The sequence below is a fragment of the Marinobacter sp. genome (assembly GCF_035268745.1).
In the GTDB taxonomy this organism is placed as follows: Bacteria; Pseudomonadota; Gammaproteobacteria; order Pseudomonadales; family Oleiphilaceae; genus Marinobacter.
The window spans coordinates 1-10,333 of the sequence record NZ_DATFKH010000166.1 but is presented as its reverse complement, the minus strand read 5'-3'; the positions used below and the strand labels follow the sequence as shown (position 1 = coordinate 10,333).

Here is a 10,333-nt window from a genome sequence, read left to right as displayed (position 1 = left end):
TCATCCAGGCGGCAATCGAAGTTTTTCAGCTGCGGGGTGGATTTCAGTTCGGTGTCGGTATCCAGCACAAAGGTTTCGACGCTCAGTTCCTGGAGCAGATCGCGCTTGCTGGTGTTTTTCAGAATCTGGCCATGGTCGATAATGGCAATGTTGCGGCAAAGTGCCTCTGCCTCTTCGAGGTAGTGGGTGGTCAGGATAATGGTGGTGCCCTGCCGGTTCATCTGCTCGAGGAACGCCCACATGGATCGGCGCAGTTCAATGTCAACACCCGCTGTCGGCTCGTCGAGAATCAGCAACCTGGGTTCGTGCACCAGTGCCCTGGCAATCATCAACCGCCGTTTCATGCCGCCAGACAGCATCCGGGCAGGCGAGTCCCGCTTGTCCCAGAGGCCAAGCTGGCGCAGATACTTTTCCGCCGACACCGCCGCCTTTTTCAGCGGAATGCCGTAATAGCCGGCCTGGGTGGTTACGATGTCAAAAACCTTCTCGAACTGGTTGAAGTTGAACTCCTGGGGTACGACCCCGAGGTTCAGCTTGGCGTCCGAGAGATGGGTATCAATATCGGAGCCGAACACCCGGATTTTGCCGGAGGTTTTGTTCACCAGCGAGCAAACGATCCCGAGGATTGTCGACTTCCCCGCACCATTGGGTCCCAGCAGCGCGAAGAAATCGCCTTGCGCCACATTCAGGTCGATACCCTTCAGGGCCTCAAACCCGTCCCCGTAAACTTTTACAAGATTCTCTATCTCGAGTGCGTTGGTCATAGCCGTTCCATTGAAAACCGGATCGAAAAATCCTTAGGTGGCGACCGGACCTGCAGAATTCAAGGTCAGCCACGGATTCCTTCGACTGGGAGTCGGCGTTGACGGGGTATTTTCCGAGGGGGGGGGGAGAACGATCGGGAATCAGAACTTCCCGGGCGCTACGCGATGCGCCTGGTCAGCAATGCAAGGGCTGACTGATCAGCCCCCGATCATGCGGGAGAAGGCCCAGCGGCCTTCAGTGCCAGTGATGTCAAAATGCGCCGGGTACAGGCCATCGGTGCCCACCGGCAGGCATTGCGCGATGGACACTACATCTTCAGCACGCTTGCCATCGTTACATTTCGCAAGGTCAATCACTTTTGCGGTTTTCAGGGTCTTTTGGGACCGGTCTGTCATCACCATCACTTTCGGCCACAGGCGTCGCTCGGGGGAATGAGACACCACAACGCCGCGCATGCCGTCGCTCAGTTCAACAAGACTGCCCGTAGGATAGACCCCCACCGCCGAAATGAACTTTTCAACCAGATCTTCCTGAAACTCAATATTGCGCAGTTCATAAAGCAGGCCAATGGCGCGGGAGGGCGTCATCGCTTCCGCCTGCTTTCGCGGGCCCACCAGCGACTCAAAGTATTCCGCAAGCCCGGCAATCTTGCCCAGCAGCGGAATACGATCGCCGTGAAGCCCTTTCGGAAAGCCCGAGCCGTTATGCCGTTCACGATGATTCTGCACAACGCTCATGGCCGCGGGGGACAGTCCGGCGTCCTGCAGGCTCTCAACGCCTCTCTCAACGTAACTGCGGTAAAGCGTGAGCTGGTCGGAGTCCAGACGGCTTTCGTTTTCAAGCAAGGCTTTCGGCAGCATCAGCTTGCCCACCTGGGACAACAGGCAGCCCATGCCCAGCTGATAGAGGGTCCCCTCATGAAGGCCCAGTTCACGGCCACAGATCAACGCCCAGACAGACGTGTTGAGCGCGTACTGATAGGTGTAGTCATCGTGTTCGCGGGTGCGGCAGAGCCACAGCAGAGCATCGGGATTCCGGATCACGCTGGACACCATGCCGCGGGTTACCCTGGAAACATCCCGCAGGTCTGGCAGCCGGTTTTCCTCGACATTCCGGAACACACAGTGAAGTGATGTCTCGGCATCCATCATCAGTTTGCGGGACAGCTTCAGCTCTTTCAGCAGCGGGGACACTCGCGGATACTTGACGGGGTCGCGGATATTCAGCGGCCGCAGCCGGACTTCCTCACGCTTCCGGTCATTCAGCCGGCCGAATGCAGGCCTGTCGGGTTTTGCTCTGGAATCGCCCTGGCGACCTTCAGCAACATCAACCATCACCCACTTGCAGTGGGATGTCAGGGCCCTGACATCATCCTGGGTCCGGATGAAAAAGCCCTGAATGGGGAAAGGAGTCTGGTGCCACGGGCGATCGAGATCGGACACGAACATGCCCAATTCCAGATCGTGTACCCATACCTTTTTCTGCTGGACTCCCATGATGCGCCTCGACTGCTACTGCAATTCCGCCGTGATAGTGCGGGATGATTACATTCTGAAGGATTCCGGGGATGAGTCCACTACATTTTTGTAGTACCGGGTAACCTGATGAGCACAGACGGTAACCATAACTATCAACAGGCTACAAATTGTAGCGTTGTGACGCTGCGCACACTCAACAGGAATATTGCGGCACGTTACCGGTCAATACACACCGGCTCATCAGGCTCCGGCTGTTATCCGGAAGCGCCCGTCATTCATCTGCGAACTGAAGTCCGAAACCGTCAATGGTCTTGCGCACGATCACCATGTTCAGGATTGGCGCTGGCACCGGAAGACCCTGCACCTGAACCTGGACCTCATCGCCGATTACCGGTTCGAAGGGCTCCGCATCCACCACGATAAACACACCGCCATCCGAGATATCCTTTGTTGAAAATACAAACTCACCCAGGGATTCGTGGGTAATCTTTACCCGTGCACTCATCATAGTGCGACTGTGTATGCGTCGATCGTTATCCTTCATATTCCATGCGCTCACAACTTTTCGCTTAATTTCCAGTGTATTCGAAAGCATAGCAGCATAACAGGAAGAAGTTTGCTCTCCAGCTTGACAGAATACTTAACACAAATGAGAATAGTTCTGGTTCAAATGTAAAGTCGCGCCAAGCGCATCTTCTCCGCCAGACTGGCATCTACCAAACTGACATATAAAAGGTTGCCCCATGAGCCGAATGAAACTCGCAACAGTCCTTACAGCCGCCTCGCTGGCGCTGCCAATGACGGCCAGTGCCGAAGGCGAAGTCAATATCTACTCCTATCGCCAGGCATACCTGCTTGAACCCCTGCTCGAGGCCTTCAAGAAAGAAACCGGCATCGAGACCAATGTCGTGTTCGCCAAGAAAGGCCTGGCGGAGCGCCTGGAGCGGGAAGGCCGCAACAGTCCTGCCGACATCGTGATGACCGTGGACATCTCGCGCCTGAGCGAACTGGTCGAGCGCGATCTGGTACAGAGCGTGGATAACGAGGTTCTGGAACAGAACATACCCGAGAATCTGCGCCACCCGGACGGCAAGTGGTTTGCCCTGACCACTCGCGGGCGTCTGATCTACGCCTCGAAAGAACGGGTGGAACCCGGAGCAATTACAACCTACGAAGAACTGGCCGATGACAAGTGGGACGACCGCATCTGTACCCGCAGTGGCCAGCATCCCTACAACATCGCCCTGTTCTCCTCGATGATTGCCCACCACGGCGAAGAACAGGCCGAACAGTGGCTGGAGGGTCTCAAAGACAACCTGGCGCGGAAACCCCAGGGCGGCGACCGGGACCAGATCAAGGCAATTCACGCCGGCGAGTGCGATCTGGCGATCGGTAACAGCTACTACTACGGCAACATGCTGAACGACGAGAATCAGCGAGAAGCCGCCGAATCTGTGCGGCTGATTTTCCCCAACAACGACGGCCGTGGTACCCACATCAATATCAGCGGTATCGCGCTGACCAAGAGCGCGCCCAATCAAGAGGAAGCGGTGCGCCTGATGGAGTTCCTTTCAACTCCGGAAGCCCAGCGTATTTACGCCGAAGCCAATACCGAGTACCCGGCCAATCCTGAAGTAGAACCGACAGGTATGGTGGCCGAGTGGGGCGAGATCAACCCGGACGACCTCTCCCTGCAGGAAATCGCGGATTACCGTGAACAGGCCGTGCGTATGGTCGACCGCGTGGATTACAACAACCTGTAAAATCCTCCGAACGGCTATTGAAAGCCAATATACAGGCCCGCAAATCATTGCGGGCCTGCGCCTTGCACACTAAAATCCCGTCCGCGTTACTGTTTTTGTCCTGATTCCGATTTTGCTGATAAACCTGTCCTGATAGAAAGGAACATCATGTCCGAGGCGATCACCGATAGCCAGCACCAGGTCAGACCGGCTTTACTGGCAAAGCGGACCTCGAGACGCTGGGTGATCACAGCCTTCATTACCACAGCCATTGTTGTGCTTCCGGTACTGTCAGTGCTTTATCTTGCACTGTTCCCGGAGGACAACGTCTGGCCTCACCTGATCGACACCACTTTGCCGCGATACCTCTCGACCACCCTGTTACTGATGCTCGGGGTATCGGCGATCACGCTGGTGATTGGTCTTTCAACCGCATGGGCCGTCACCATGTGTGAATTCCCGGGGCGGCGCTTCTTTGAGTGGGCCATGCTGCTGCCCTTCGCCGTTCCGGCCTATGTCATTGCCTATGTCTACACCAGCCTTCTTGATTACGCGGGGCCGGTCCAGACCACGATGAGAGACTGGTTTGGCTGGCGCAATGCCGGGGATTACTGGTTCCCCGAAATTCGCACGCTGGAAGGCGCCACCCTGATGATCGGGCTGGTGCTTTACCCCTATGTCTACCTGCTGGCCCGGGCCGCCTTCATGGACCAGTCGCCGTCGCTGTTCGCAGTCAGCCGCAGCCTGGGGCATTCGGCGATCAGTACCTTTTTCCGGGTGGTTCTGCCCATTGCCCGCCCCGCCGTTGCCGTTGGCCTGTCACTGGTGCTGATGGAAACCCTGAACGATTTTGGCACCGTCGATTTCTTCGCCGTCCAGACCCTCACAGCGGGTCTTTTCGATACCTGGATGGGCCTCGGCAGTCTTGGCGGGGCGGCCCAGATTGCCACGGTCATGCTCGCGTTTGTGGTTATTCTTGTGACGCTCGAACGTTATTCCAGGCGCAAGCAACAACAGTTTTCTGCCCGCGACAACCGCGACCCGATCCAGCGTTTCAAACTATCGCCGGGGCGCCAGATTCTCTGCATTGTGGTTTGTGCAACGCCTGTGGTTCTGGGCTTTCTGGTGCCCGCCATGACCCTGGGCCATTACGCCTGGGAGTATTTCGATCAAAGCTGGAACAGCAGCTTCATCCGCAACACCCTCAACAGCCTGTTCCTGTCGGCCACCGCCGCGCTGACCACCCTGTTTATCGGCATTACCCTCGCCTACAGCCGCCGTCTCCATGATACCCATGGCATGCGGGTGATGATGCGACTGTCGAGCCTGGGTTATGCGATGCCCGGGGCGGTGCTGGCCGTGGGTGTGATCATTCCCCTGGCCGGGTTCGATAACTGGCTCGACAGCGTCCTGCGCAGCAGTTTCGGATTCAGCAGCGGATTGCTTCTGAGCGGATCGGCATTTGCTCTGGTATTTGCCTATACCGTGCGGTTTCTGGCGGTATCAGCGGGCAGCGTGGAAAGCGCGTTGCAGAAAATCACACCCAGCATGGACATGGCCTCGCGTTCGCTTGGTCATACCCCCGGCCAGACCCTGGTTCACGTGCACCTGCCGATGCTCCGGGGTACGCTACTGACAGCCGCTCTGGTGGTGTTTGTCGACGTGATGAAGGAATTGCCGGCGACCCTGATCCTGCGGCCTTTCAACTTCGAGACCCTGGCCACCTATGTTTACCAGTTTGCTTCCGATGAGCAGCTGGCCCGCAGCGCCCTGCCGGCACTGGTCATTGTTCTGGCGGGCATAATACCGATTATCCTGATGAGCCGGTCAATCGCCAGGACCCGCTCAATTGGCTAGCTTCGAAGTTATTCCCTGCACCACGAAGCGGCCCTGAAAGACCGCAGCAGGCTCTCCGGCAGGGGTCATCGACGGTTCGCCGCAATAGACTTCAGCAACCAGCGAAAGCCGGGCCTTGCCATGGCGCGCCAGGCTTTTACGGAACTTTTCCGGCACTTCGCCGCCCGGCAGCAGGCACAGCGCGTAGAAATCCGAGGTCACCGGTGCCAGGTGCTCGATCTCGCCCACCTGGATGACCACATTGCCCTCAAGGCCCAGATCCGCCAGCACCAGTTCCACCAACCCCCATGCAGACACCACTGCGACCGAGTAGACGCTGCCACCGAATCCGGTGCCCTGATGATTGTGATTGGGCTGAAGCGGTGCACTGACCAGCAGGCCATGGCCGTTGTAGGACTCCAGGCGGACGGCCAGAGCCTCAGACAGCGGAATCATCCGGTGGATATGTTTCTGAAAACGGCCTAGCTGGGTCATATTTCCCCCTGAAAATATGGCACCAGTTTAGGCACTGCTCTGCCATTTCCCTATGCGACTTATGTCGGTAATCAGGGCCCCTGCTCCCAGATAACCGGCTGCCGCCTGGCATACCATTCGTTCACCTTGTCCTGATAGGCGTCCTCAACCACATTGCGCTTGAGCTTCAGGGTCGGGGTCAGGAAGTTGTTTTCAATGGACCAGTCATCATTGACAACCACCATGAACGCCAGCTTCTCGTGGGGGTCGACCGTTTTATTGACGTCTTCCATCAGCTGCCTGAAGCTTTCTTCCGTTTGCTTGCGGACCGACGGATCGTCCATCTTCTCACGCAGATCCTCATCCACCATTACCAGGGCAAAAGGCTGGGTCTGATTGGCACCGGAAACACACACCATGCCGATGGCATCATGAGACATCAGACGATTTTCAATCGGCGCGGGAGCGATGTATTTACCTTTGCTGGTCTTGAAGATCTCCTTGATGCGACCGGTCAGCTTCAGGCGATTCATGTCATCAACTTCGCCCTTGTCACCGGTTTTCAGGAAACCGTCTTCGGTGATGGTGTCCCTGGTTTTCTCTTCGTCCTTGTAGTAACCCATCATGGTGGCAGGGCTTTTGACCAGCACCTCGCCCTCGTCGCTGATTCTTGTCTCAACGCCCGGGGCCGGCTCCCCCACATAACCGGTGCGCGAACGGCCCGGCTTGCTCATGTGGGAATAGGCGAAGTTTTCGGACATGCCATAACCTTCCAGAAGCTCAAGGCCAAGACCGCGGTACCAGTCCAGCACATCATGGGACAGCGGCGCCGAACCACTGCCGGCGAGTCTGGCCCGGTGCAGGCCCAGGCCTTTGAGAATCTTCCTCCTGATCAGCTTGTTGACAACCGGGATCTTCAGCAGCTTTTGCAGCTTCTGGTTCGGCAGCTTGTGCAACACGCCATGCTGGAACTTCACCCACAGCCGCGGTACAGATAGGAACAGAGTCGGCTGGGCGCGCTGGAGGTCCTGCACAAAGGTATCGAGAGAATCGGCAAAATACAGCGTAAAGCCATTGTAGATGGAGGCCAGCTCGACATAGGTGCGTTCGAATACATGGGCCAGCGGCAGGTAGGACAGCATCCGATCCTCCGGGCCCACACCCAGCACTTCCGCGCCACCGCTGGCCGCAAATGCCATGTTGCTGAAGCTCAGCATGACCCCCTTGGGGCGACCGGTACTGCCAGAGGTATAAACGATCGTGGCCAGCTCCTCCGGGTCACGCTTCACGTTTTCCTCAAGCGGCGGGTATTTGCTGATAATATCGTCCCAGCTGTCGAAGTCGTTGGGCGGGCTGAGCGGGAAGGACACACAAAGCAGGGACCCGGGAACGCCGGGTTTCATCATCTCCCAGTCATCAAGCTTGCCCACGAACAGCAGTTCGCACTCACTGTGTTGAAGGATGTAGCTGACCGTGTCTGCATTCAGGGTGGGATAAAGCGGTACCGAGATATGACCGGCCATCCAGATGGCCCAGTCCGCCATAATCCAGTGGGCGCAGTTTTTCGAGATCAGACCCACCCGGCTTTTCGCGGGAAGCTCAAGCGACTTCAGGTAGGCCGCCATCCGGCGCGCCTCATCCACCGCATGTTTCCAGGTATAGTGTATAACCTCGCCCTTGCCGTCTGGCTGGGTCATATACACGGAATCCGGCGTGGTCTTTTCCCAGTGGTAAACCATATCAAGAGGCAGTTTGTTGGTGGTGTCCATCGACCTTCCTATTTTTTTGTTTCTGGTTTTTCCGGCCTTGGTTCAGGCGTATCTATCAATGCACTACCCGGGCAGGCTGGCAAGTGGTTCGGATAACCCTGTTAATCTAGTCGAATAACACAAAGCCATCCAAATCATCAGACCCGGGTAACCGGCAATCATTCCCGGACTGGCATTAAATCGGCATCGAAAAGACAGACAGACTCAGAACCGGGCATGCGCCGGTTTTTCCGGTTATTCTGCGACCACTACATATTGTGGTTACTGCATGAATGGCCCGGGCCCCGGAAGTGGCAGTCATTCCCGGGCCTGCAACCGTTCAGCGATTGTTTTTCTTATCAGTTTACACTGCATTCCATAGTTCCCTTCTTGTTCACAAAACACTATATCCTGTTATACACTTTACCTCACTCGCCTATATGTGGGGGTTTTAACAGAACCAGCCAACCGCCGACCAGCAATCGGGAAGCACCTGGAACCTGCTGACAACGGCAGGCGAGACGCTTTTCCAGCGCCCGGGCAGCGACATCCAGCCGGGGTGCACGACACCAGATGTAGTAGTTTGACAAGGAAATTCGGATATCTTTCAAAAGGGGCATGGCCAGCCGTTACAGAACGCTGGCCATTCAGAACAGAACACCTCACAGACAGAAACAGAGGGCAGTAATGAACGCAAAACCACAGGCCGTGATAACAAAAATTCCGTTGCAGGACGCTTCGCTGGACATCTGGAACAGCAAGTACCAGTTGAAAACCAAAACCGGCGAACCGGTTGACCAGGACATTGATGCCACCTACACCCGCGTTGCCACTGCCCTCGCCGAAGTTGAAAACAAGGCCGACCGCGCCAGACACATGAAAGATTTCGCCTGGGCCCTGCGCCACGGCGCCATCCCCGCCGGCCGCATTACCTCCAACGCCGGTGCCGAAGCCCACAAACCGGCCACGTCCACCATCAACTGCACCGTCTCCGGCTCCGTTCACGACTCCATGAACGACATCCTCGAGAAAAACCACGAAGCCGGTCTGACACTGAAAGCCGGCTGCGGCATCGGCTATGAGTTCTCCACCCTGCGCCCCAAAGGTGCCTACGTAGCCGGTGCCGGTGCTACCACCTCCGGACCACTGTCGTTCATGGATATCTTTGACCGCATGTGTTTCACCGTGTCTTCCGCCGGTGGCCGCCGCGGCGCCCAGATGGCCACCTTCGACGTCCACCATCCGGATGTGATCGACTTTATCCAGGCCAAGCGTGAAGACGGCCGCCTGCGCCAGTTCAACCTGTCGCTGCTGATCACCGAAGATTTCATCGACGCCGTGCGCAACGATTCCGACTGGCACCTGTCTTTCCCGGTGACCGAAAAAGAGGCCACCGACGAAGGCCTGGACCTGAATGACAGCAGCCGGTTCGTCTATCGCGATTTCCCGGTACAGAAAGGCTACGTGGTCAACGCCGAAGGCAAGGTCGCGTGCAAGATCTACCGCACCCTGAAAGCCCAGTTCATCTGGGACACCATCATGACCAGCACCTACGACTACGCCGAGCCGGGTTTCATCCTGATCGACAAGGTCAACCAGATGAACAACAACTGGTTCTGTGAGGATATCCGCGCGACCAACCCCTGTGGTGAGCAACCCCTGCCCCCTTACGGCAGCTGCCTGCTGGGCTCGGTGAACCTGACCATGTTTGTGGACTATCCGTTCACCGACAAAGCCAGCTTCAACTATGAAAAATACCGCAGGGTCGTTGCCATCTTCACCCGCATGCTGGACAACGTGGTGGAAATCAACGGCCTGCCGCTGGAAGAACAGCGCCACGAAATCACCTACAAACGCCGCCACGGCATGGGCATTCTCGGCCTCGGTTCCACCCTCGCCATGCTGCGCATGCCTTACGGTTCTTCCGAATCCGTCCAGTTCACCGAAGACGTGGTACGGGAAATGGCCGTGGAAGGCTGGCGCCAGTCCCTGGCCCTGGCCGAGGAAAAAGGCCCGGCGCCGATCATGGACGACGAATTCGAAGTAACCCCCAAGATGCTGACCAAGTGCCCGCAGCTGTCCGAAGACGGTTACAAGCTTGGCGACAGGCTGAAAGGCAGGGTACTGCATGCGAAATACAGCAGATACATGCAGCAGATTGCCGGCGTAGAACCGGAACTGGTCGAGCAACTGGCGGAGAAAGGTGGCCGCTTTACCCACCACACCTCCATCGCGCCCACCGGCACCATCAGCCTGTCACTGGCCAACAATGCCAGTAACGGCATCGAGC

At 57.1% G+C, this 10,333-nt stretch carries 8 protein-coding genes; 3 read left to right on the top strand and 5 right to left on the bottom strand.

From position 1 onward, the window contains the following. The 3 genes from VJ956_RS12320 to VJ956_RS12310 form a co-directional block, all read right to left on the bottom strand. The coding region (locus VJ956_RS12320; RefSeq protein ID WP_324085341.1) for an ABC transporter ATP-binding protein at window positions 1-764 on the bottom strand (764 nt) is incomplete at its 3' end. Window positions 765-962: 198 nt separating this feature from the next. Beyond that, window positions 963-2,261 carry an HD-GYP domain-containing protein gene (locus VJ956_RS12315; protein WP_324085340.1) on the bottom strand — a complete coding sequence of 433 codons (1,299 nt, stop codon included), beginning with the start codon at window positions 2,259-2,261 and terminating at the stop codon, window positions 963-965. Between the two features lie 253 nt (window positions 2,262-2,514). Then, window positions 2,515-2,787 (bottom strand): PilZ domain-containing protein, encoded by a 273-nt coding sequence (locus VJ956_RS12310; protein ID WP_324085339.1) that lies wholly within the window; start codon window positions 2,785-2,787, stop codon window positions 2,515-2,517. 199 nt (window positions 2,788-2,986) lie between these two features. On the opposite strand from VJ956_RS12310, the gene VJ956_RS12305 reads away from it, so the two are divergent. Beyond that, entirely contained in the window at window positions 2,987-4,006 is a 1,020-nt protein-coding gene (locus VJ956_RS12305) for a Fe(3+) ABC transporter substrate-binding protein (RefSeq protein ID WP_414674439.1), read from the top strand. Between the two features lie 147 nt (window positions 4,007-4,153). Then, window positions 4,154-5,842: an iron ABC transporter permease gene (locus tag VJ956_RS12300; RefSeq protein ID WP_324085338.1), complete on the top strand. Its 1,689-nt coding sequence runs from the start codon at window positions 4,154-4,156 to the stop codon at window positions 5,840-5,842. On the opposite strand, the gene VJ956_RS12295 is transcribed toward VJ956_RS12300, so the two are convergent. Both VJ956_RS12295 and VJ956_RS12290 read right to left on the bottom strand, forming a co-directional pair. Next, window positions 5,831-6,316: a thioesterase domain-containing protein gene (locus tag VJ956_RS12295; RefSeq protein WP_324085337.1), complete on the bottom strand. Its 486-nt coding sequence runs from the start codon at window positions 6,314-6,316 to the stop codon at window positions 5,831-5,833. The genes VJ956_RS12300 and VJ956_RS12295 overlap by 12 nt on opposite strands. Window positions 6,317-6,387: 71 nt before the next feature. Beyond that, window positions 6,388-8,064 carry an AMP-binding protein gene (locus VJ956_RS12290; RefSeq protein ID WP_324085336.1) on the bottom strand — a complete coding sequence of 559 codons (1,677 nt, stop codon included), beginning with the start codon at window positions 8,062-8,064 and terminating at the stop codon, window positions 6,388-6,390. 666 nt (window positions 8,065-8,730) lie between these two features. Here VJ956_RS12290 and VJ956_RS12285 point away from each other — a divergent pair. Further along, a partial coding sequence (locus tag VJ956_RS12285; protein ID WP_324085335.1) for an adenosylcobalamin-dependent ribonucleoside-diphosphate reductase occupies window positions 8,731-10,333 on the top strand: 1,603 nt, incomplete at its 3' end.

Excerpts from the sequence above, each read along its gene's own strand:
- VJ956_RS12300 (WP_324085338.1), top strand. The coding sequence starts at position 4,154 with ATGTCCGAGGCGATCACCGATAGCCAGCACCAGGTCAGACCGGCTTTA.
- VJ956_RS12290 (WP_324085336.1), bottom strand. The coding sequence starts at position 8,064 with ATGGACACCACCAACAAACTGCCTCTTGATATGGTTTACCACTGGGAA.
- VJ956_RS12310 (WP_324085339.1), bottom strand. The coding sequence starts at position 2,787 with ATGAAGGATAACGATCGACGCATACACAGTCGCACTATGATGAGTGCA.
- VJ956_RS12315 (WP_324085340.1), bottom strand. The coding sequence starts at position 2,261 with ATGGGAGTCCAGCAGAAAAAGGTATGGGTACACGATCTGGAATTGGGC.
- VJ956_RS12305 (WP_414674439.1), top strand. The coding sequence starts at position 2,987 with ATGAGCCGAATGAAACTCGCAACAGTCCTTACAGCCGCCTCGCTGGCG.
- VJ956_RS12295 (WP_324085337.1), bottom strand. The coding sequence starts at position 6,316 with ATGACCCAGCTAGGCCGTTTTCAGAAACATATCCACCGGATGATTCCG.